At 67.5% G+C, this 26,454-nt stretch carries 2 protein-coding genes; both read right to left on the bottom strand.

Going from position 1 to position 26,454, the window contains the following annotated elements:
• Window positions 1-70: 70 nt before the first annotated feature.
• A complete protein-coding gene (locus tag ACT86A_RS23060; protein ID WP_445094281.1) occupies window positions 71-865 on the bottom strand; it encodes an FkbM family methyltransferase in 795 nt (264 codons plus the stop codon).
• Window positions 859-25,311: a non-ribosomal peptide synthetase gene (locus ACT86A_RS23055; protein WP_445094280.1), complete on the bottom strand. Its 24,453-nt coding sequence runs from the start codon at window positions 25,309-25,311 to the stop codon at window positions 859-861. The genes ACT86A_RS23060 and ACT86A_RS23055 overlap by 7 nt, the downstream gene beginning before the upstream one ends.
• Window positions 25,312-26,454: the final 1,143 nt, after the last annotated feature.

The following is a 26,454-nucleotide window of genomic DNA, read 5'->3' as shown; positions in this document are numbered from 1 at the left end:
GTGGTGTCCACCAGCGCTGGGGTGCAACACCACTCACCTGATTTCTACGCGCAACAGTGTCCGCAACCAGTCAGATGTCCCCCGGCCTGGTGGCGTACACCTCGTGCAGCTCCGTTCCGGCCAAACTCGGGTCCTGCCGTGTTTGCGCCGACAGTCCGTGCCGGCGCAGCAGCTCGCAGAACTGTGCCAGACCGTTGTCCCGGTCATGGACTTCGGCGACGACGGCGCGAATGCGTGGCCAGTCCGCTTCGGCGATACCACGCAGGACGTCCAATTCCGCCCGCTCGACATCGACCTTGAGCAACCCGATCTCGGCGGCCGAATCGTGCTCGGCCAAAATCGCGGAAATGGTGGTGACCTCGACATCCATTTGTTCACCCTCGTGCAGGCCCGCAGTGATGAGCGCGATCGCCTCGTCGTTCAGCCCGCTGTTGCGCAGATAGATGGCGGTGGCTTCGTCGTCGGCGTCGCGGTCCGCATACAACCCGGAATTCGCCGTTGCCCGCGGGTACCAGGTGAACGGCGCCACGCCGGGCGTGGCTGCGACAGCGACTTGAAGAGGTACGCCACCAGCAACATGCGCGGCGACATTGCGTTCCAAACAGTCGAAAGTCAGCGGTGCCGGCTCGGCGGCGATCACCCGAACGCCGGGGCAGGTATCGGCGAACATCATCGCACTGAGTCCGATATTCGCGCCGATATCCAGTGCGACGTCCCCGGGGCGTAGCCGAGCCGCGGCACGCCGATAGAACCCGTCGATCGACATCTCGCCCCACAGCATCCGCGCCTCAGCCGGACTTGTGCAGGCCACCGTCCTGCCGTCGTCGAGCCGGAGTTGCGGGAATTGCTGGAGAGTCGTCAGCATTCGTTCATGAACCTTTCGAGGATCGGGCCGATGACGGCCAATGCGTACGGGTGGGTCAACTCGAGATGACGTGCTTCGACGACCGTGTTGTGCAGGTCGCCGGTAATGAAGGGGCGCCACGTCCGCACCACGGCGCTGTGGTCGACGCGGTCTTTTCCTGCGGTGAAGAAGACCAGGTCGCCCGTGAAAACGTCCGGCCGGTATTCCTGCGCGATGCCGCTCGCGGTTTCGAAGCTCGCCATGACCCGGTCGAGTTGCTCGGCGCTGAACATCCCGGTCGCGGTCACCTGGTCACGGATGACGCCCCACGCCTGCTCATGGGTGTCGGCGCGCACCTCCGTGCCGAGGTCGAACAGCTCACGCCACCCACCGAGCAGGTCGGCCATCAATTCTCCCGGCGCGGCCTCGCCCGCGGTGCTGATCATCGCCGCGGACAACTCCTCCGGCGCACCGACGGCACTGTCCATCATGGCCAGCGTGCCGACCTGCTCGCCATCGCGCTGCAGTCGCACGGCGATGGCGTGTGCGAGCGCACCGCCCAAGGACCAGCCGAGCAGATGATACGGCCCGGTCGGCTGTACTCGGCGAATCTCCGCCACATAGCGTTGCGCCAATTCGTCCACTGATCCCGCACGTGGCTCGCCTGCCACGACATGGGGATCCTGCAGACCGTAGATCGGGCGATCCTTGTGCAGATGTTCGACCAATCCGCCGTAGAACCACGCCAAGCCGCCCGCCGGGTGCACGGCGAATACTGCCGGTCTCGGGCCATTGGCGCGCAGCGGAAGCAACACTTGCAGACCGGATCCGCCCTCCGCGCCGTCTGCCCGGCTCGCGAGCGCCATCGGCGTCGCATCGTCGAACATCCACGGCAGCGCGATCGTCACGCCACGGGCCCGCAACTCGGTCACCACCATCGTGGCCAGCAGTGAATTGCCACCCAGGTCGAAGAACCCGTCCGAGACGCCGACGCGCTGGACACCCAGAACCTGCCCGTAGACGTCGCAGATCATCTTCTCGGTGTGGGTGCGCGGCGCGGTGAACTCTGCGGCGGATTCGTCGAAATCGGGAACCGGCAGTGCCTTCCGGTCGAGCTTGCCGTTGACCGTCAACGGCAGCTCGGGCAACACCATGATCGTCGACGGCACCATGTAGCTCGTCAGCACTTGCGCAGCGGCCGCCCGGACCTCGCCCGGCTCGATCTGCTGTCCGTCGGCGCCGACGACGTATCCGATCAACTGATCCACGCCGCGGTCGTGGCGGTGCACCGCGGCTGCGGCCTGGGCGACGCCGGGGTGGCGCAGCAGCGCCGACTCCACCTCGCCCAGCTCGACCCGGAAACCGCGCAGCTGTACTTGCGCGTCGGCCCGGCCGACGTACAGCAACTCCAGTCCGCTCGCGGACTTCCGCCACCGGCCCACATCTCCCGATCGATACAGCCGGGTGCCTTCCGGATCGAACGGGTTGGCCACGAAACGGCCGGCCGTCAGCGCCGGAGCCCGGAGATAGCCACGTGCGAGTTGCCCACCGGCTACATAAATCTCGCCGACGGTTCCGATCGGCACCGGCCGCAGCCGGTCATCGAGGACGTACACCCGCAACCCCGGCAAAGGAGCCCCGATTGCGCCCGCCCCAGCCTGCGTGATCTCCGAGAACGTCACGTGCACGGTCGTTTCCGTGATCCCGTACATGTTCACCAAACGGGGCGACCCCGGCGCGTGCGCGGCGAACCAGCCGCCCAACCGGGACACGTCCAGCGCTTCGCCACCGAAGACAACGTATCGAAGGGCGAGATCACCAGCAGGGCAATCAGATTCGCGATAGCGCCGGTCCGCATCGGCGAATCCGTAGAAAGCCGAGGGTGTCTGGCTCAATACCGTCACACGCTCCCGCGCCACAAGGTTTACGAAATCCTCTGGCGATCTGGAGGTTTCGTGGTCGACGACGACCACCTTGCCGCCGGAGAGCAACGCACCCCAGATTTCCCATACCGCGAAATCGAAAGCGTACGAATGGAACATGGTCCACACGTCGTCGGGACCGATATCGAACCGCTCGGCCGCGTTCGTGAACAACGTGACCGCTTCTCGGTGGCTGACCGTCACACCCTTGGGGCGGCCGGTCGAACCCGAGGTATAGATCACGTACGCGACGTTGTCCGGCCGCACGACCGCGGTGGAAACGCCGCCGGGCTCGACGCACTCCTCGATCAACGCGACCGGGGCCGCGTACTCCGGCACCGCCGAGGCCATCTCAGCCGACGTCAGGATCGCCGCCGGGCCCGCGTCCTCGAGCACGAACCGCAATCGCTGCGGCGGGTACGCCACATCGAGCGGCAGATATCCCGCACCGGCTCGGACAACGCCGAGCAACCCCACGATCAGCTCGATCGAGCGCGGCAACGCCACGGCCACCAGTGATTCCGGCCCCACGCCGAATCCGGTGAGCCGAGCGGCCACCGCGTCGGCGCGGCGATCCAGCTCCGCATAGGTCAGCTGCGACTGGCCATCGGTCACGGCGACCGCATCCGGCTGCGCGGCCGCCCTGGCCGCGAACAGCTCCGCGAGGGTGCTCTCCGCGACTGCGACGCCATCGTTGCCGGCCGCGCCGAGCAATTCGCGTCGCTGCACCGGACCCACGAGGTCGATGTCGCCGATGGCAACACGCGGGTTCGCCGTCACCTCCTCCAGAATCCGCACGTACGCCTGGGCGAACCGAGTCATCGTCGCTTCGACGAAAAGATCGGTGGCATAGGTCAACCGGCCCATGATGCCTTCCGGATGCCCCTGGTCACCGAGCCGTTCGACCAGTTTCACGTTCAGGTCGGCCTGCGCCGGTTCGAACCCGTTCTCCACCGGCTCGATCGTGAGCCCCGGCAGCTCCAAGGCGGCCTCGCTCAGGTTCTGGACGTCGATGGTCACCTGATACAGCGGCAGATGCGCCGTGGACCGTGGCGGATTCACCGCTTCCACCACCTGCTCGAAGGGCACGTCCGCGTGCGCGAACGCGGCCAGGTCCGTGTCCCGCGTGGCGTCGAGCAACTCGGCGAACGACTGCCGTGACGACACCCGCGACCGCAACACGAGCGTGTTGACGAACATACCGATCAGATCGTCGAGTTCGCGTTCCCCACGGCCGGCCACCGGGGTGCCCACCGCGACATCGTCGACGCCGGCCAGCCTGGACAGCAAGACGGTCAGGGCGGCGTGCAGGACCATGAAGGCGGTCGCGTTCGACTGGCGTGCGATCGCGCTGATCCGCGCCTGCACTGCGGCGGAAATCTCGAAATCCAGAGTGCTGCCGCGCATGGACGCCACCGGCGGCCTCGGCCGATCCGTCGGCAACTCGAGCAGCTCGGGCATGCCGCCGAGCGTGTCGTTCCAGAAGTGCAACTGCTGGGACATGACCGAGCTGGGATCGTGCTCGTCGCCGAGTACTTCACGCTGCCACAGTGCGTAGTCGGCGTACTGGACCGGAAGGGCCGGCCAGCTCGGCTGCGCCCCCTGCCTGCTCGCCTCGTAAGCCAGTGCCACGTCCCGCGCGAGCGGCAACATGGACTGTCCGTCGGCGCAGATGTGATGCACGGCGATCACCAGAACGTGTTCCCGGGCATCGAGTTGGAACAGCTCGATGCGCAGCGGGGGCGCCTGGGTCACGTCGAAGCTCGCCGAAACCGCGGCAACCGCTCGCTGCATCAGCTGCTCTTCGTCGATCCTGACCGCCGAGAGTGCGGTTACCGTCTCGTCGACATCGACCGTGACCTGATGCGGCGTTCCGTCGGTGATCGGGAACTTGGTCCGCAGCGACTCGTGCCGGTCGACGACCAGTTCGCACGCGCGCTGCAACGCGTCGATGTCGAGTTCACCCTTCAGGCGGATCACCAGCGGGATGTTGTACGCGCCGATCGACGTGTCGAGCTGATTGAGGAACCACATCCGCTGCTGCGCCAGCGACAAGGGCACCAGGTCGGGCCGCGTTCGCGCGACCAGCGGCACCCGCGCCCGCCGCTCGAAACTCGCCAGCCGTGCGGCGAGATCGGCGACCGTCGATGCTTCGAAGAGGTCACGGACACTGACGCTCACTCCGAGCGCCGAACCCAACTGGGCGGTGACCCGGGTCGCCGACAGCGAGTTGCCGCCGAGGTCGAAGAAGCTGTCCGTCGCTGCGACCCGATCGACGCCCAGAACATGGGCGAACACTTCCGCCACGCGTCGCTCGGGGCCGGTCCGCGGAGCGACCCACTCCCGGTCCTCGGAGAACTCCGGTGCCGGCAGTGCCAGCCGATCGAGCTTGCCGTTCCTGGTGAGCGGCAGTTCGTCCAGCACCACGCAGACGTCGGGCACCATATGAGCAGGCAGCCGCAGCCGTGCCGCAGTTCTGACCTCGGTCGGATCCACCGCCTCGTCGCCGACGACGTAGCCCACGAGCCGGTTGATGCCGCGCTGGTCGGCGCGCAGCACGACGACCGCGTGTTCCACGCCGGGATGTCCGGCGAGGACGGCTTCGATTTCACCCAGTTCGATGCGTTGACCACGGATCTTGACTTGGAAATCGCCCCGGCCGAGGTATTCCACGGTGTGCTCGGGCGTCCAGCGCGCCAGGTCGCCGGTGCGATACATGCGCGAGCCCGCCGCACCGAACGGATTTGCCACGAATGCACCGGCCGTTGTCGCGGGCCGGTTCACATACCCGCGGGCCAGTTGCACGCCCGCGAGATACAGCTCCCCCGCCACACCGACCGGCACCGGCCGCAGCCAAGAATCCAGTACGACGGCTTCGACGCCACGGATCGGTCCACCGATCGTCACCAGATCACCGGGGTGCAGCGGATCGCTGATCCCGGCCAGGATGGTGGTCTCGGTCGGACCGTAACCGTTGAGCAATTGCCGATCCGAAGACCACACCGCGACCGTTTCCGGCGTCACCGCCTCGCCGCCCGCCATCAGCACCTGCAACGATTCCAGCCCTTCGGGCGACATCGTCGCCAGCACACTCGGTGTAATGAACGAGTGCGACACCCGCTGCGCCCGAATCAATTCCGCGAGCTCGGGGCCACCGAACACATCCGGCGGCGGCAACACCAGGACAGCTCCATTCGCGTGGGCCAGCAGCACCTCGAGTACCGCTACGTCGAACCCTGGAGCGGCCGCTTGCAACACGCGCGAGCCACGGTCCACACCGAACCGGTCCCGCTGGGCGGCGGAGAAATTCGCCAACCCTTCATGGGTTACCGCGACCCCCTTCGGCGTCCCCGTCGACCCCGAGGTGTAGAGGACGTAAGCGGTCTCCTTGACGTGCACTGTCCGCATGCGATCGGTATCGGTCACCGCGGCCGACGATTGCGCCGCGACCGACTGCTGGGTGTCCGGGTCGTCGAGAACCAGCAGCCGGACGACGTCCGGCAGCAGGTCTCGGTACGCCTGGACCGTGAGCGCTACCCGCACCTCGGCGTCAGCGACCATGTGCCGGACTCGTTCGGCCGGATTCCGCGGATCGACCGGAAGGAACGCGGCGCCGGCCTTGGCCACCGCCCATATGCCGACCACGAATTCCACCGACCTGGCCATCGCCAACGCGACCTGGTCGCCCGCGCCGACACCCCAGTCGATCAGCTGCCGCGCGACCCGGTTCGACCAGGCATCCAGCTCGCCGTAGGACACCGTGCGTTCACCCGAAACCAACGCCGCCGCATCGGGATTCAGCGCCACGCCGGCCGACAGCAACTCCGCGAGCACGCGCGGTGACTCGGCCCGGCCGCCCGAAGCGGGCACCAGATCACGCCACTCGCCGACGGACAACAGATCGACCGTACCGAGCCGGACCCGCGGGGCGATCGTGATGACGCGCAGCACGGTTTCCAGGCGCTCGGCGAGGCCGGACGCCATCCGGTCATCGATGCGGCTGCGCTGGTAGCGGATCCTGACGTGCAGCTCGTCGGTCTGGTGCGCCTGAACGGTGATCGGGTAATGCGCGGCGTCGCTGCCGTCGGACGAGACCACCCGCATACCGTCGATGTCCGCCTCGCCCAGTCCGCTGCTGTCGACCGGATACGACTCGAAGACAACGAGGGTGTCGAACAGCTGGGCTGTGTCCGCGGCCGACAGGATCCGCGACAACTCGACGTCGTGATGGTCGAGCAGGCGAGTGTTGTCGGCCTGCAACCGACCCAGTGCGTCCTCGATGGTCCAGTCCCGGCGCACGTGCGCGGCGATCGGAATCGTGTTGATGAACAGACCGATCATCGACTCCACGCCGGGCAGTTCGGCGGGACGGCCGGAGACCGTGCTACCGAACACCACGCGTTCGGAGCCGAGCAGGTTCCCCAGCACCATTGCCCAGGCGAACTGCACGATCGTCGCCATCGTGACCGCCCGTGATCGCGCGAACTCCACCAACTCGGCGGTGGCCGCGCGACCGAGCACGACCTCGAGGTCGATCGGGATGTCGACAGTGGCATCGGTCCATGCATCGGCGACCAGCGTCGGTTCGGTGAACTCGCGCAGCACATCTCGCCACACCTCGACACCGGTGGACAACTCGCGGCGATCCAGCCATTCCAGGTAGGTGCGATACGACGCGACGGCCGGCAACAGGTCCACCCGGGCACCCACCGCGTACAAGCCGATCAGCTCACGCCACAGCAGCGGCAGCGACCAGCCGTCCAGCAGCAGGTGGTGTGCGGTCAGCACGAGCCGGAACTCGTGCGGGGTCACCGCGAGGAACAGAAACCGCAGCAGCGGAGGATCGGCGGGATCGAACGGGACCGCCCGCTCCGCCGCGATCAGCTCATCCGGTGTCATGGTGCCGCCGGTCAGATCGATTCTTCGCCAGGGCACCGCGGTCGCGGCGGGAACGACCTGTGCGGGGACGCCGTCCGCCGTGCGGACGAAGGCGGCGCGCAGGTTGGGATGCCGCGCGAGCAGCGCGGCCGCCGATCGTTCGAGCCGGTCCTCATCGACGACGCCGGACAGGCCGAGTACCGATTGCGCCGTGTAGACATCGAGTTCACCCGCGGCGAGTTCGGCATGGAACAGCAGTCCTGCCTGCAGCGGCGCCAGTGACCATACGTCGGACAGGCTTCCGTAGCGGCTGGCGAAGGTGTCCAGGTCGGACTGTGTGACATCGACGAGCGGAACGTCGGCCCGGGAGAATCCCCAGTCGTCGGCCGGCCCGGCCGCGGCAGCGATGGCGGTGACGGCCTCGACCCAATCGTCGACGAGTTCGGCTACCTCGTCGTGATCGAGCAACCGCGAGGCGTATCCGACGTGCGCCGACAGTTGGGGTCCGCCCGCGTGGTCGACGATGTTCACGTCGAACGTGATGGCCGCTACGGCGGGCATGTCCGGATCGAACGCGGCTCGCTGGTCGAACTGCTCACTGGTCGGAATCCACGCGAGGTCCGGCAGTGCCGCGAGATCGACGCCGACCCGGCCGAGATTGTTGAAACTGATCTGCGGCTCGGGCAATGCGGCCAGCCGTTCGGCTGTGTCGGTGTCCAGGTAACGCAGCAGGCCGTAGCCGATCCCCTTGTCGGGGATCTCGCGCAACTGGTCTTTCACGGACTTCACCGCCGCGCGCGGGTCCTGCGCCTCGATGCCGCTCAGATCGAGCGCCACCGGGTAAGTGTTGGTGAACCAGCCTACCGTGCGCGACAGATCTGCTCCCTGCGCGATCTGCTCCGCGCGCCCATGTCCTTCCAACAGAATCTTCATGCCCGCGTGGGCGATGCCGCGCCGACTGCGCCAGCGCGTCAGCGCAGCGGTCAGACCGGCCAGCAGCGCGTCATCGACGCTGCCGCGGACCGCGGAGGGCACCGCGTCCAGCAACGCCGAGGTCACCTCGGTCGGCAGCGACACCGCCAGATGGCGCACGGTCGACTGGGTGTCGACGGCGGGGTCCAACGCCGCGCGGCCGAGCAGCGGATCGGCCGCCGCACCCATCCGCTGCCACAGCTCGACCTCATCGGCCCGGTCGGCGGCGGCGTCGGCCAACGCGTGCGCCCAGCGGCGCATCGAGGTGCCCGGTTCGGGCAAGTCGACTGTTTGTCCCCTGGTCACCTGCTGCCAGGCGGCCGCGAAGTCGGGGATCAGGATCCGCCACGACACCGCGTCGACGGCCAGGTGATGGATCACGAGGAGGGCGCGGGCCTCGGCGTCCACACCCGATTCCGGAAGCAGACACACAACTTGCAGCATCCTGCCCTCCGCCGGGTCGAGGCGGTCGGAAGCCTCGGCAAGTGCTGCGTCGAGCACAGCGGTGAACCCGGCGCTGCCGGGCGTCTGGTCCGCCGTGAAGGTGCGGTTGCGGACCGAATCCGCGGCATCGACAGTGCTCGCCGGCATAACCTCGAACCGGCGTGACCGCAGCCGCGAGCGCAGCATGTCGTGCCGGTCGAGCACTGCCTGCACGGTCGAGGTCACCTCCTCGACGCGCGCGTCACCCGGCAGACGGACCAGCATCGATTGGGCGAACCGCGGTGCGGCCCCGAGCCGCTCGGTGAACCAGGAGACGACCGGCGTGAGTGGAATCTCGCCGACGCCGCCCCCCGGAAGTTCATCGAGCGCGACTCGCTCCGCGGCGTCGGCAACACCGGCCAAAGCGCGAACGGTCTTGTGCTCGAAAATGTCCCGTGCCGTGACGACGACACCGGCCGACTTCAGCCGGGACGCCAACTGGATCGACAGGATGGAATCACCGCCGAGCGCGAAGAACGAGGTGGTGGCCCCCACCGAGGCTATACCGAGCACGTCCGCGAACGCAGCCGCGATGGCGCGCTCCAGGTCGGTCGTCGCCGCGACCGCGTCGTCTCCGGCGGGCTGGAACACCGGTTCGGGCAGGGCTTTCCGGTCCACCTTGCCGGTCGAGGTGATCGGCATGCGGTCGAGCACGGTGACCGTCGACGGCACCATGTGCGCGGGCAATACCGCGGCGACATGATCGAGCGCGGCGCTCGCGTCGACGACCGTACCCGGTTCCGGTACGAGGTACGCGGCGAGCAGCGGCTGCCCTCCGGGTCCGCGGCGGCTCACGGTCACCGCGGCGGCCACCCGCGGATGGGTGAGCAGCGCGGCGTCGATCTCGCCGAGTTCGATGCGCTGGCCACGAATCTTGACCTGGAAGTCGCTGCGGCCGACGTATTCCAATGCGCGCTGCGCGTTCCAGCGAACGATGTCACCGGTGCGATACATCCGGGAACCGGGCCCACCGTAGGGATTCGCCACGAACGCGGCCGCCGTCGCCCCATGCCGGTTCAAGTATCCGCGCGCCAGTTGCACACCCGACACGTACAGCTCTCCCGCCACCCCAACCGGTACCGGACGCAACCGCGCGTCCAGAACCATGGCTTCCGCGCCCCGGATCGGGCCGCCGATGGTGATCGGGTCGGCGGGGCGCACCGCGTCACTCATCGTGATCACGATCGTGGCCTCGGTCGGACCGTAGATGTTGTGCAACTGTCGTCCCGGCGCCCATGCGGCGATCAGGTCCGCGGGCACCTTCTCCCCGCCGACCGCCAGCATCCGCACCGACTCGAGACCGGTCGGTGACATCGTCGCCAGCACACTCGGCGTCAGGAACGCGTGCGACACCTGGTGCGTGCGGATCAACTCGGCCAGATCCGGGCCACCGAACACCTCCGGCGGCGACACGACCAGCGCCGCGCCCGCGTACTGCGCCATCAACGCTTCGAGCAGGACCGCGTCGAAGGCGGGCGAAGCCACCTGAAGTACCCGCGACGCGGCATCCACGCGATAACGCTCGCGCTGCTCGACCGCGAAGTTCGCCAGCCCCTCGTGCGTGACCACGACGCCCTTCGGCGTTCCGGTCGATCCCGACGTATAGATCACATATGCCGCATCCTGAACCCGCAGCGCGCGACCGCGATCCGCGTCCGTGACCGCGTGCTCGGACCGCGCGGCGATCTCGGCGGCCGAACGCGGATCATCGAGCACGAGCCATCGGACACCGTCCGGCAGTGCCGTGCGTGCGCCCGCGAGGGTGATCCCGGCCTCGACGCCGGAATCGTGCACCATGTGCGCGATTCGCTCGGCTGGATACCGCAGATCCACCGGAACGAACGTCGCACCGGTCTTCGCTATCGCCCACATCGCGACGTGGTAATCGACCGACCGCGGCACGGCCAACGCGATGCACACCCCCGGTCGTGCACCCTGATCGAGCAGGTGATGGGCGAGCCGGTTGGCCCGGTGGTCGAGCTCTTCGTAGGTGAGTGTCTCGCCGTCGCCGATCAGGGCGACCGCCGACGCATCCGCTGCCACCGCCGACCTCAGCAGATCCGGCAGCAGGCAAGGCTGCGCGGCGTCGGGGCCTTGCGCCGGCACCAGCGTTTCGGTCTCCTCGGCGCTCAGCAGCCCGATCGCGCCGATCGAACGGGCCGGATCGGAGGTGACCGCTTCGAGAACACGAAGGAACCTCGCCGCCATCGAAATCGCGGTGTCTTCGACGAAAAGATCCGTGGCGTAGATGATTTCGCCTTCGATACCGGCGGCCCTCGGACCGTCGAGCCGCTCGGTCAGCAACACCGTGAGGTCGGCTTTCGCCTGTGCGATACCGGGGTCGAGAAGTTCCACTCCGACGCCGGGCAGCTCGAACCGGGCCGCGCGGGTGTTCTGCAAGCCGAACATCACCTGATACAGCGGCGAATACGCCGTCGAACGCGGACGGTCGAGGATGTCGACCAGTCGTTCGTAGGGCAGGTCCGCGTGCGCCAGTGCGGCCAGGTCGACGTCGCGTACCTCGGTCAAGAGTTCCCGGAACGAGCGGTCCTGCTGGATCCGCGTCCGCAACACCACGGTGTTGACGAACATGCCGACCAGGTCGTCCAGCTCCGGCCGTCCGCGACCGGCGACGGGCGTGCCCACCGAGATGTCGTCGCTGTGCGCGGTGCGTGCCAGGAGGATCGCCAAGGCCGCGTGCAGTACGACGAATACCGTGACGCCCTCACGGTGCGCCAGCCGCACGATGTCATCGTGCAGCCGGGCAGGCAGTTCGAAGCGGATGTTTCCGCCCGCCGTCGATATCGTCGCCGGCCGCGGCCGGTCGGTCGGCAAGTCGAGCAGTTCCGGCGCATCGCCGAGAGCCTCGCTCCAGTACTGGATCTGGCGCGCGATCAGCGACCCCGGATCATCCTCGGAGCCCAGCATCTCCCGCTGCCACATCGCATAGTCGGCGTAGTGCACCGGCAACGGTTCCCAGTGCGGGGCCCCGCCACTGACCCGCGCCCGGTAGGCGGCGAACACATCGCGGGCGAGCGGAGCCATCGACGAGCCGTCGGCGGCGATGTGATGCACCACGAGCACCAGCACGTGATCGTCGGCCGCGGTCTCGAACAGTCGCGCCCGCACCGGCACAGATTCGGCGATGTCGAATCCTGTCCCGACAGCGGATCCGATGCGTTCGGCGAGTTCCGTCTCCCCGCCCACCGGCTCGGGGTCGAAAACCACGTCGGCGGCCATCGCCGTGACTTCCTGCACGATCTGGCACGGCTCACCGTCGACAGCCGGATACACCGTCCGCAACGGCTCGTGCCGGGTCACCACATCGAGGAACGCCGCGCGCAGCGCGTCGATGTCCAGCGCACCGGTCAAACGGGCGGCGAAGCAGATGTTGTACGCCGCCGACGCGGTGTCGAACTGGTTGAGCAACCACATCCGTCGTTGCGCGGCCGCCAGTGGGATGGCCGCGGGACGTGGCCGGGGTGTGAGCGGCACGACCACGGAACGGGTTCGCGTGGCGATGCGTTCGGCCAAAGCGGCGATCGTCGGCGCATCAAAGATGTCCCGGATGCCGACATCGACGCCGAGGGCGGCCTGGGCTCGCGCCGCGAGCTGAGCCGCGGACAGCGAGTTGACACCGATTTCGAAGACGTTCGCCAGCACACTCACCTGATCCGCGCCGGTGAGTGTCGCGACCAGATTCGCGAGCTCCGCTTCGTGGTCGGTTCGCGGCGCGACGAAGGTCTCGCCGCTGTCGAATACCGGTCGTGGCAACGCAGCGCGATCGAGCTTGCCGTTCGCGGTGAACGGCATCGCATCGAGCACCTGCACGCCATCGGGAACCAGGTAGGCGGGCAGGGTGCGAGTGAGTTGGTCGCGGATGGCGCGGCCGTCGATGACCGCGCCTGGAGCCAACGTCACATAGCCGACGATCCGTTCGGCCGTCACGATCGCCACTGCCCGGGTGACCTGCGCAATCGCATGCAATGCGGCTTCGATGTCACCCGGCTCCACCCGCTGGCCGCGCACCTTCACCTGGAAGTCGCTGCGGCCCAAGTATTCCAGCTCTCCGGCGGCACGCCACCGAACCAGGTCGCCGGTGCGATACAGCCGCTCCCCCGGTGCGCCGAACGGGTGCGCGACAAAGGCGCCGGACGTGAGTTCGGCCCGCGCATGATAACCGCGCGCCAACTGAACGCCCGAGACATACAGTTCACCAACGACACCCACCGGCACCGGCCGCAGCCGCGGGTCCAGGACATAGACCTTCATCCCGGACGCCGGTGCACCGATCGGCACCGTCGTGGCCACCACCTCGGGCACGCACCGCTGCGCCGTGACGACCTCGGCCTCCGCCGGCCCGTACCAGTTCACCAGATCCGCGTTCTCGAACACCCGCGCGGCGGCCTCGACGGTCCGTTGCGCCAGCGCCTCGCCCGCGACGAACACCCGCCGGATCGACGGCAACCGGGCACCGGTCGACTCCAGGAGAACGTCGAGCATCGACGGAACGAAGTGCACTGTGGTGATCCGATGACGGCCGATGATGTCGGCCAGATACCCCGGGTCGCGGTGCCCGCCGGGTTCGGCGATGACTATCTGCGCCCCGGTCTGCAGCGGCCAGAACAACTCCCACACCGCGATGTCGAAGGTGATCGGTGTCTTGTGCAGCACCGCGTCGGACGTATCGTGCGGCCACTCCCGCTGCGCCCACGCCAGCTGGCTCATCGTCGCGGCGTGGGTCAGCGCGACACCCTTCGGGACACCGGTGGAGCCGGAGGTGAACAGTATGTAGGCGATGTTGTCCGGCCGCAGGGGCGCTCGCCGCTCCTCGTCCGTGATCGGTCCCTTGCGCAGAGCGGCGAGGTCCAGCCGATCAATCGGAACGCACTCGCAGGTCTCGGGCAGAGCCCCGCCATCGCCGGAAGTTGTGAGCACCATCAGCGGCTGCGCCGAGCTCAGTACGGTGGCGATCCGTGTGCTCGGGTGATCCGGGTCGATGGGCAGGAACGCGGCTCCCGCCTTCACCACCGCGTACAGCGCCGTGACGAGGTCGGCCGACCGGCGAATCGCCACCGCCACCACCGTTTCCGGTCCGGCGCACCGCTCGATGAGCCACCGGGCCAGACGATTGACCCGAGTGTCGAAGTCCCGGTAGGACACCGTGCCGGTGTCCGGAAGCCGGAGCGCGGGACGGTGCGGGGTACGCGCGACCTGTTCGTCGAACGCGTCGACGAGTGTCCGGCCCGGCGCGGCGGAGCCTCCGGTGTCATTCCACTGCCCCAGCACCTGGTCGCGCTCGGCATCGCCGAGCAGATCCAACGCTCCGATCGTCGCCTCGGCGTCGGTCGCAGCGGCGTTCAGAACGCGGATGAATCGCTCGGCGAAGCGCCGGACGGAGTCCTCGTCGAAAAGGTCCGTGGCGTAGGTCAGGCGCAGCGTCATGCCGGTCGGCTCGTTATGCGAACCGCGTCCTTCGGTCATCATGAGCAGCAGGTCGTAGATCGCGGCATGGTCGCCGGGATCCACGCTCTCGACGGTGAGTTCCGGAAGTTCGACGCGCGCTAGCGTCATGTTCTGGTAGGCCAGCAGCACCTGGAACAACGGGGTGTGCGCGGTCGACCGCGCCGGGTTCAGCGCGTCCACCAACTGCTCGAACGGGACGCCTGCGTGGTCGAAGGCCTCGATGTCCGTGCGCCGCACCTGATCCAGCAGACTCAGGAAGGTCTGGTCGAGCGTGATCCGGGTGCGCATCACCAAGGTGTTGACGAACATGCCGACAAGGTTGTCCAGCGACCGGTCGCCACGTCCGGCGTGCGGCACACCGATGGTGACGTCATCGCTGCCGGAAAGGCGCGACAGCAACACCGCCAATGCCGTGTGCACCACCATGAACGTCGTGGCTCCCGCTCGGCGGGCCAGCGACTCGACCCTCCCCTGCAGCTCACCGGGGATCGCGACATGGATCACCGCGCCCCGCTGGGTCTGCTCGACCGGCCGTGGCCGATCGGTCGGCAACTCGATCAAGTCCGGGATTCCCGCGAGTTGGGTTCGCCAATAGGCGATGTCGCGAGCCACGTAGGAATCCGGGTCGTCCGCGGACCCGAGTACCTCACGCTGCCACAGGGCGTAATCGGCGAATTGCACCGTCAGCGGTGCCCAGTCCGGCGCATTCCCGCCCGAACGCGCCTGATAGGCCGTCACCAGGTCCGTGGCCAGCGGCGCCACCGAGAAGCCGTCGCAGCTGATGTGATGGGCGGCAAACGCGACCGTCCATGCCTCATCCGACAACTGGTACAGCGCTATGCGCACCGGCACGGCCTTCGCCACGTCGAATCCGCCGCCGGAGAACTCCGTCAGCAGACGGGACAGCTCGCGCTCGCCGACCGGCTGCGGCGTGAGATCGAATGTGGCGAGGACATCGGCCGCATCCAGCACGACCTGGTTCGGCGTGCCATCGACGGCCGGATACATCGTCCGCAGGCTCTCGTGCCGCTCGATGACATCACCGACGGCCGCGGTCAGCGCCGCGAGGTCGAGCACTCCTTCGAGACGAATCGCCAGCGGCACAATGTATCCCGGCGCATCGGGGTCGAACTGGTTGAGGAACCACATCCGTGTTTGCGCGTGCGACAGCGGAATACGATCCGGCCGCGGTTTGCGCACCGGCGCCGGAAGGCTCGGCACGGCACGCAACTGCGCGACGCGCTCGGCCAGGTCTGCGACGGTTGGCGCTTCGAAGATCACCCGGACCGGGATGGATACGTCGACGACGTCGCCGATGCGGCTCAGCGCGCGCGTCGCGATGAGCGAATTGCCGCCCAGGTCGAAGAAATTGTCGTCGGCGCCGATCTGCCGCCGGTCGAACAGCTCGCCGAAAACCGCGGCGATGGTCTGTTCGACGAGCCCGCGCGGCGCCCGGTACTCCGTCTGGTCATCGCTGGGGTCCGGTGCCGGCAGCGCCCGGTAGTCGACCTTGCCGTTGGCCGTGAGCGGGATCGCGTCGATGCGCACCAGCGACGACGGCACCATGTAGGCCGGCAGCCGCTCCAGCAGGAAGCCCCGAACCTGCTTGGCGTCCACCGCCTCTCCGGCAACCAGGTAGGCGACTAGACGCTGATCGGCGCCGTCGGTGCGAACCTGCACGACGGCCGCGCTCACCTGCTCGTGCGCGACCAGCGCCGCCTCGATATCACCGAGTTCGATGCGCAGGCCGCGAACCTTCACCTGGGTGTCCGCGCGGCCGACGTAACGCAAACTGCCGGCCTCGTCCCAGCGAACCAGGTCACCGGTGCGGTACAGCCGGGAACCGGGCGTGGCGCCGAAGGGGTCCGCGACGAACGTCCCCGCCGTCGGACCGGGACGCCGGTGGTACCCGCGGGCCAACTGAATACCGCCCAGATACAACTCACCGGTCACCCCGACCGGAACCGGATGCAGCCGCGAATCCAGCACATGGACGACGACGTTCGCCTCGGGGACACCGATGGGTACTGCGACGCCGTCGACGGCGTCGATGTGGTGGACGGTGACGCTCACCGCGGCCTCGGTCGGTCCGTACAAGTTGTCGATCCGCGCGTCACTGAGATCCCGGAAGCGTCGAACGGTCTCGACCGGAAGCGCCTCGCCGATGCACAGCACTCGCCGCAACGCCGGGAACTCGTGCGGCGCAGCCACCTCGAGAAATGCCGAGAGCAAAGACGGCACGAAATCGACTGTCGTCACGCCATATTCGGCTATCACCCGGGCCACGGCGCGGGGGTCGCGCTGCGCGTCGGCACCCGCGACCACCAATGCCGCGCCACAGGTCAGCGCCGAGAACAGCTCCCAAACCGACAGGTCGAACGTGACCGGTGTCCGCAGCAGCATGACGTCGTCGCCGCCGAGCCCGTAGTACTCGCGCATCCACCGGAGCTGATTCACCACCGCGGCATGCGGTACCGCCACACCCTTCGGCACGCCCGTCGAGCCGGAGGTGTAGATGACGTACGCCAGATCGCCCGGATGCAGCGACCGGGTCCGATCGGCATCGGTCACCGGCGACGAATCCGTGACCTCGGCCTCGAGTCCCCCGAGCGCCCACACCCGCATATCGTCGGGCAGACTCGCGGCGTCCACCGGACGGGTGAGGACTGCCCTCGGCCGCGCGGCGGTGAGGACCGCACGCACGCGCTCGACCGGATGGTCCGGATCGATCGGCAAGTATGCCGCGCCCGCCGCATGGATCGCATAGAGCGTGGTCAGCAGATCGACCGAGCGCCGCATCGCGACCGCCACGACGGTGCCGGGACCGACACCGCGTCCGATCAGTGCTCGGGCCAGCGAGTTCACCCGTGCCGCGAACGCGTGATAGGTGAGCCGAGCACCACCTTCGTCGTCGAGCACCGCCAGACTGTCGGGCGTAGCCGCGACCTGCGCGGCGAACAAGTCCGCGATGGTCGTCGACGGCGTTCGCGTCTTCGCTCCGGCCGATCGCGCGGCCAGCTCGCGGACTTCGGCCGCGGTCAGCACACCGATGTCACCGACCACGCGGGCCGGATCCTCGACGACCGCACGCAACAGCAGCAGGTAACGGTCGAACATCGACGTGACCGTCGCTTCATCGAACAAGTCTGTCGCGTAACCGAATTCGACCGTCATATCGCCCGGTTCGCCATCCGGCTCCAGAGCGTCGACGAGATTGAGATGCAGGTCGTATTTGGCCACGCTCGGATCGGCCATCCGGGTCGACACCGTCAGGCCATCGAACTCCACGGTGGGAATCTCGATGTTCTGGAACGAGAATCCCACCTGCGTCAACGGCGCGTGTGCCGTCGTTCGGGGCGGATTCAGCACCTCGACCAGGCGCTCGAACGGGATGTCGGCGTTTTCGAACGCGGCCAGGTCGGTGGCCCGGACCTGGTCCAGGATCTGGATGAAGGAAGCGCCGGGCTCGATCTGGGTCCGCAACACCAGCGTGTTGACGAACATGCCGACCAGGCCGTCGAGTCCGGGCTCGCCCCGGCCGGCGATCGGCGTGCCGACCGCGATATCGCCGGTCCCGGAAAGCCGCGCCAGCAACGCGGCGTACGCCGCGTGCATCACCATGAAGACGGTGGCGTCCTGGCGGCGGGCCAACGCGACGACCGCACGATGCAGCTCGGCGGGCAGCGTCGTCGACACCGCCGCACCACGGAACGACTGCTTCGCCGGCCGCGGACGGTCGGTGGGCAGGTCGAGTACCTCGGGCAGAGCAGCGAGCGCGCCGAGCCAATACTCGGTCTGAGCGACGGTCGGACTGTGCGGGTCGTCCTCGTTGCCGAGCGACTTCCGTTGCCACAGAGCGTAGTCCGCGTACTGTACGGGCAGCGGCGCCCATTGCGGCGCCTGTCGCCGGACGCGGGCTTTGTAGGCGGTCATCAGGTCCGCGGCCAACGGCGCGAGCGACGACCCGTCGAAGCTGATGTGATGGACGACGAGTACCAGCGTGTGGTCGTCGGGTGCGCTGCGCAGCAACGCGATTCGCAGCGGCACCTCCGACGTGACGTCGAACCCGACGGTCACTTCGGCGGCGATACGCGCCTCGACGTCATCGGGAGCGACCGGCACCGGCGTCAGCTGGGGCAGCGCCGTCTCCAGCGAGACGATCACCTGGTGCGGCCCGCTGTCGCTGTCCGGGTAGACGGTCCGGAGGGACTCGTGGCGTTCCAGCACATCCGCGATCGTGGTGCGCATGGCGGCCACGTCGAGTTCGCCCGACATCCGAACGACCAGCGGAATGTTGTACAGCGGCGAGCTCGTGTCGAACTGGTTGAGAAACCACATCCGAGCCTGGGCCGGTGAGAGCGGAATCCGGTCCGGGCGCTCCTGCGGCACCAGCGGTTCCCGTCCGGCCGCCTCGGCGGTGCGCAGGTGCTGCGCCAAGGCCCCCATGGTCGGCGTCTCGAAAATCGTGCGCAGCGGCACATCGACACCGAACGCGCCGCTCAGTCGCGCCGCTGCCCGGGTCGCCGACAGCGAGTTGCCGCCGAGATCGAAGAAACTGTCCAGGATGCCGACGCGTTCGACGCCGAGGACTTCCGCACAGATATCGGCGACGATCCGCTCGGTCGTGTTACGCGGCGCGACGAATTCGGTGGTCGAGGTGAATTCCGGTTCCGGCAACGCCCGGCGGTCGACTTTGCCCACCGACGACAGCGGGAGCGTGTCGAGGACCATCACTGTGTCCGGGACCATATGCGACGGTAATCGTTGCGCGGCGTATCTCAGCAGCTCCGCCGGGTCGAGGGCGCCGTCGGCGGGCACCACGTAGGCGGCCAGTCGCGAACCGCCGTCCGTAGTGACGCCCACCGCGACCGCCGTCGCCACCGTGGCATGTCCGGCGAGCACGGCTTCGATTTCGCCGAGTTCGATCCGTTGCCCGCGGATCTTCACCTGGAAGTCGGTGCGCCCGAGGTACTCCAGGGTGTGCTCGGCGGTCCAGCGCGCCAAGTCACCGGTGCCGTACATGCGGGTCCCGGCCGGACCGTAGGGATTGGCGACGAACGTGACCGACGTGGCGGCGGGACGGTTCTGGTAGCCCCGGGACAGCTGTACGCCGGAGACGTACAACTGCCCGGTCACGCCGACCGGGACAGGTCGCAGCCGGCCATCCAGCACCACCGCGTCGACGCCGCGGATCGGGCTGCCGATCGTGACCGGGTCACCGACACACAGTGGATCACTGATCGCGACCATGATCGTGGTTTCGGTCGGCCCGTACCCGTTGTACAGCCGCCGTCCCGGCGCCCACACCGACACCGTCTCGGCCGACACCGCCTCTCCGCCCGCGACCAGAACCTGCAGCGAATCCAGCCCGGCAGGCGACATCGTCGCCAGCACACTCGGTGTCACGAACGCGTGCGACACTTCCTGCGCGCGAATCAACTCCGCCAACTCGATCCCCGCGAACACCTCCGGCGGCGACACCACCAACGCCGCGCCGTTCGCGTGGGCCATCAGCAACTCGAGCATCACGGCGTCGAACCCGGGGGCCGCCACCTGCAACACCCGCGACCGCGGCTCGACCCGATACCGTTCCCGCTGCTCGATCGCGAAATTCGCCAGGCCCTCGTGTGTGACCGCGACACCCTTGGGCGTGCCCGTCGATCCCGACGTGTACAGCACGTACGCCGTATCGAGAATGCGGCAGGGCCGCAAACGGTCCGCGTCGGTCACCGCGGCCGCCGACTGCGCCGCGACGAACGCCGCCGTACCCGGGTCATCGAGGACCAATTGCCGCACCTGTCCGGGAAGCAGGGAGCGCGAAACGTCGACCGTGATCGCGACCTCCACCTCGGCGTCGGCGACCATATGCGCCACCCGCTCGCTCGGGTACCGCGGGTCGACCGGCACGAACGCGGCGCCGGCTTTGGCCACCGACCACACCCCGACCACGAACTCCACCGACCGCCCCATCGCCAGTGCGATCCGATCGCTGGGACCCACTCCCCAGTCGATCAATACCCGCGCGACACGATTCGACCATTCATCCAGCTCTCCGTACGACACCACCCGCTCCGCCGACACCACTGCGGGCGCATTGCGATCCGCCACCGAGAACAGGTCCGCCAACACCTGCGGAGCCTCCGCATGCCCACCCGACGCCGGGACCAATCCCAACCGCTCGATCCCCGACAAAAGGTCCACATCACCCACCCGCGCCCGCGGATTGGACACGAACGTATCGAGGACTCGATTCAGTCGCGCCGCCAGTTCCTCGATCGTCTCCCGATCGAAAAGGTCGGTAGCGTAGTTGATCCGCAGTGCGACATCGCCGCCGCCGGCGGTGTTCTCGGCAACGGTGACAATGATGTCCACCTTCGCCGGTTCGGCGCCCGGATCGAGGAGTTCGACCGTGAGTTCGGACAATTCCAAGCTCGCGCGGTCCATGTTCTCGAAGGCGAGGTACACCTGGCACAACGGTGCGTAGGCCGGCGATCGCTTCGGATGCAGTTCCTCCACGACGCGCTCGTACGGCAGATCACTATTGGCGAAAGCGTCGACGTCGATGTCCTTGACCCGCGCCAAGAACGCGATGAACTGTTCGTCGGAACGTATGTCGGTGCGCAGCGGCACGGTATTGACGAACATGCCGACCAGCGGCTCGAGCGCCCGCTCGCCGCGACCCGCGACCGGGGTTCCGATGGTGATGTCCGCCGAACCCGCCAGCCGGGCCAACAGCACCGCTAGTGCGGCATGGACCACCATGAAGGTGGTGACGTTGGCCGCCCGGGCCAAACGCTCGATTCCGGCGAAGGTCTCGGCGGGGATCACGGTGTCCGCGATGTCGCCGAGCATGGATTGGCGGGGTGGACGCGGACGATCGGCCGGAAGCTCGAGCACCGGCGGTATGCCGGCCAGTTGCTGCGCCCAGTACCGCATCTGGCGCGATGCCAGCGAGTCCGCATCGCCCGGGACGCCGAGCAGACGGCTGTGCCAGAGGCTGTAGTCGGCGTACTGCACGGTCAAGGGCTGCCAGTCCGGCGTCTTGCCTTCCGCCCTCGCCTCGTAGGCGGTCGCGACGTCGGCGGCCAGCGGCCGCAGCGACGACCCGTCGCAGCAGATATGGTGCAGCACCACGACCAGCACATGCCGCCGCCGGTCGGCTGTCGCCAGCAGCGCAACCCGGATCGGCGGGCCTTCGCGCAGGTCGGTCCCGACCGAGGCCAGCTCGCGAATCCGGGGGGCGATATCGTCGGGTTCGGTCGGCTGCGGGGTCAGATCGAGATCGGCGACGACCTGCTCGGCGGACATGATGACCTGCGTCCCCACGCCATCCACCGCGGGATAGCAGGTGCGCAGCGACTCGTGCCGATCGAGCACATCCCGCAGCGCGTCCCGCAGCGCCTCGGCGTTGAGCCGTCCGGACAGCTGCACGACAAGGGGGATGTTGTACGCCGCCGACTCCGGGTCGGCCTGATTGACCAGCCACATCCGGTTCTGCGCCGGGGCCAACGGGATGGGTTCGGGTCTCGGCGCCGCTTTCAGGACGGGCCGGTCGGAATGATGCCCGTCTTCGAGGTGCGCGGCGAGTTCGGCGACGGTCTGCTTGATGAACAGGTCGCGCACCGACACGTCGCACCGGGTGACCTCCGCGATCCGCACGGCGGCGCTGGTCGCGGTGATCGAATTGCCGCCGAGTTCGAAGAAGCTGTCCAATACCCCGACCCGCTCGGTGCCGAGTACTTCGGCGAACACGTCGGCGATCGATTCCTCGACCACGGTACGCGGTGCGACATATGCGGCAGCGGAATCGAATACCGGCTCGGGCAGCGCCCGGTAGTCCATTTTGCCGTTGACCGTCAGCGGCAGCGCGTCGATCACGACGATGCTCGACGGCACCATGTACTCCGGCACCAGGGTACCGACGTGCGCGCGGAGGATGTCGGCCGCGCACTCGGCGTCGCCGGCGGGCACGACGTATCCGACGAGGCGCGCCGCCTCGGTGCCGGGGAGATGGACAACGACGACCGCGGCCGACACACTGCTATGGGTCAGCAGCGCATTGCGAATTTCGTCCAGCTCGATCCGGAACCCGCGCAACTGCACCTGTTGGTCGGCCCGGCCGCGATATTCCAACTCGCCCTGGTGATTCCAGCGTGCGACGTCGCCGCTGCGGTAGAGCCGCTCACCCGAGGCGCCGAACGGATCGGCGACGAAGCGGCCCGCGGTCAGCGCGGGACGGTTGAGGTAGCCGCGAGCGAGTTGCTCTCCGGCAACGTAGATCTCACCCCACGCGCCCAGCGGGCAAGGGCGGAGCCGATTGTCGAGGACATATGTCCGCAAGCCCGGCAGCGCCGGGCCGACCGTGCTCGGCGCGCCCGGCACCGCGATGTCCGGGGTCAGATCGGTGTAGGTGACGAACACAGTTGTTTCGGTGATGCCGTAGCTGTTCGCTAGCACGGGCAGATTCGGGTTGTGTTCGTACCAGTCGGCCAACCCGGCCGGGTTCAGCGCTTCGCCGGACAGGATCACCAATCGGAGAGCGAGCTCCCCCTCGGGCGCACCGGCATGCGTGTACCGCTGGTGGGCGGCGGCGAATTGGTAGAACGCCGACGGCGTCTGACTGAAGACGGTCACCTTCTCGCGTGCCGCGAGGCGCACGACGTCATCGGGCGAACGGGTGGTGAGGCTGTCCATCACGACGACGCGGCCGCCGGTGACCAACGCGCCGAAGATCTCCCAGACCGAGTAGTCGAAGGCGAACGAGTGGAACAACGTCCATACGTCCTCGGACCGGATTCCGATCTCGGCACACGAGTTCACCAAGTAGGTCGCGGCGGCGCGATGGCTGATCGACACGCCCTTCGGCCGACCGGTCGATCCGGAGGTGTAGATCACATACGCGAGGTGGCCGGGCCGCAGCGGGGTCCGGCGATCCGCGTCGGTGATCGGCTCCGCGTCGTCGTCGCCGGTGGCGGGCATATCATCGAACAGCACCAGGCGGCCGGGATCGCCCGGGACCTGCTCGCGCATGCTGCCGGTCGTGACCACGGCGATCGGACCGGCGTCGTTCAGCACGTATTCGATCCGGTCGGCCGGGTGGGCCACATCCAACGGCAGATACCCCGCACCCGATTTCAGCACACCCAGCACCGCGACGATCAGATCGGCGTCGCGTGGCATGGCGATGGCCACCAGCGATTCCGGTCCCGCGCCGAGCGCGATGAGCCTGCGGGCGAACCGGCTGGACCGCTCGTCCAGCTCCCGATAGGTGAGGGCGGTCGCGCCGGACGTGACGGCCACCGCGGACGGCGTGGCGGCAGCCTGTCGCGTGAGCAGATCCACCAATGTCGCAGCAGGGTGTGCACCGTCGCGGCCCGCGAGTTCCTGGATGATCCGCTGTTCCTCGGCGGGGGTGACGAGCTGGATGTCGGCGATCCGCGTGTCCAGCGGCGACTGCATCAGCCGGGACAGGAAGTCGATGAACCGGCGCGCGTGCGATTCGAGTTCGTCCTGTCCGTACAGGTTCGCGTTGCCGTGCAACTCGATGAGCAGCGGCGCGGCGGCGCCGGAGCGGTACAGGTTCAGCTGCAGGTCATCGAGCGCACCGGAGGTCAGCGCACGGTATCGGCCCGCGGCCGACCCGAGGCGAATCTCGGAGTCGAAGAACAGGATGTTGACGATCGGACCGAACGAATTCGCGGACGCGTCCAGTGCGTCCGAGTCGCGCCGCAAGTCTTCGAATCGGTACAGCTGGTGCCGCATCGCCGACACCAGCTCGGACACCGACGCGCGGACCACCTCGTCGATGGTGGTCGTCGCATCGACGGCCAACCGAATCGGCACCATGTTCGCCAGCATCGCGGCGGCATTGCGCAGGCGCTTCGTCACGCGCGCGCTCACCGGCATGGAGAGCACCACCTCATCGGTGCCGGTCATCCGGGAGAGGAACGCGGCGAACGCGGCGATCACCACCTGGGCGACCGAGGCTTCCGTCTCGTCGGCGAAGCGATCGAGCCGGTCGGACAACTGCGACGGCAGCTCCAGGCCGGCCACGCGGTCGACTTTGCCGGACCGCGCGGTGCGGCCGGACAGGCTCACCGGCGGTGGGATGTCCGCGACCTTGTCGAGCCAGTACGCTTTGTCGGATTCGAATCGGGTGCTGGCGCGGTAGGTGCGCTCGGCCTCGACGATGTCCCGCAAGCTCGCCGCGACCAAGCGCGTCGGCGGCCTTCCCTCGACCAAGGCGTTGTAATGCTCGGCGATCCGGGTGATGACGTTGAAGGCGCCGTAGCCGTCGATGACGAGATGGTGGGCGCGTCCGTACCAGAAATAGTGGTCTTCACCGACTTTGATCAGCCGCGTCTCGGTGAGCCGGTCTCGGCTCAGGTCGACCGCCTTGGTGTTGTAGTCGCGCCGCATCCATTCCATCGCCGTCGCGACCGGATCGTCGGCGTCGCTGACGTCCAGCACCGGATCGTCGTAGCCGATGCTGCGGTCGACGAATTGGTATGGGCGGCCATCGGATTCGACCACCCGTACGACGAGGGACTCGGTTTCGTGCCCGGCGTCGTACACCGCCCGCGCGAACGCGTCGATGTCCACCGGACCCTCGATCTCGACATACTGTGCGATGTTGACAGCCGGTCCGCCGGGCATGTGGTCGGCGAGCCACATGCCGTACTGCGCCCTCGAGAGTGGAATCAGCCCCAGATCGCCGTCGGCGGTTGCGTCTGACTTCAGATTCATCGCATGACCCCTTCATACCCGGACGCGCGAAAGCACGGCGGAAGCACACCGGCTCACCGCATCCGAAATCTGCCTTTGATATGCACTTTGTCTGCTTCTGAACGGTGCTACCCCTGCTCTTCGACGCACCGCTCGGGTACCGCGTACAGCTCGATCCATCCGGGCCCGGAATCTCGACCCGGCTCCGTGAAGACTTCTACCGCGGCTCCCTCACCTCCCGTTTGTCGCATTTTTTCGACGTCTCGAAATCTGAAAACAAGACCTTTGAACTTGCGATGGCACAGTAACGATCAGGTGGTACAAGCAATCTGACAGCAGTCCGACTCAGTGTAGTCATCTCGATCACCCGACTCCGCTTGCGAGCCGGGTGTTTCGATCTCTATTCGAGCGCGGTTTCCGCGATGGACGCGCTCGACACGACCACTCCGCACCCCTATCGTCCGCAGCATCGTCTGTGATACAACCCGATCCACGTGGTTAAACGATCCGATCGAGGATGGTACATCCTACGTTCGGATCGAACCCCACCGTGGATGGGCGACCTCGGCCTCGGGCGATTGATACTGGTCGGTTCGCGTGCCACCGCACCACGCTCGGACACAACGTCGCCACGAAAATTCGCATATCGCAACCTTTACGGCAATAAACTGGCAACAAAAGTATTTCGTCGCTCTATCCCAATTTTAAACCTAGCCAAAATACAACCCCGGCTACCTCTTCTAGGCCTCTGGATTCAATCGGCGAAGAGAATCTATGAAGTACGGAATCGGGGATTCGTAAGGGTTTTTTTCGATAACGGATTCCGTGTTATCGAATTTCCTCTCGAGGATGAGTAATCGACAGTGTCACGGCCCGACAAGGCGGCTGGAGTGGTGCCGCCGCGGCCACCCGGCGCCCCCGGTCCGCGGAACCGAACTCGGACGGGCATCTGCCGGTCGCGGCCGAGATTCGGGGCCTCCTGGCTGGATCGGTCGAACCGGTTGCGACAGGGTGATCGGCCGGACGGCGGAATAATCAGCACGTCCGATGTCCGCGGCGCAGGTCTGCGGGGCAATGGGCAATTCCCGCAGCGGGTCTCGCGCCTCGATCAGACGTACCCAGCGCCCGGTACCGCTGCCGAGAATTCTCCGGACGATATATCGG

Source organism: Nocardia glycosmidis (assembly GCF_052545115.1).
Note: the sequence above shows the minus strand (reverse complement) of the source record. Positions and strands in the feature narration are given on the sequence as shown.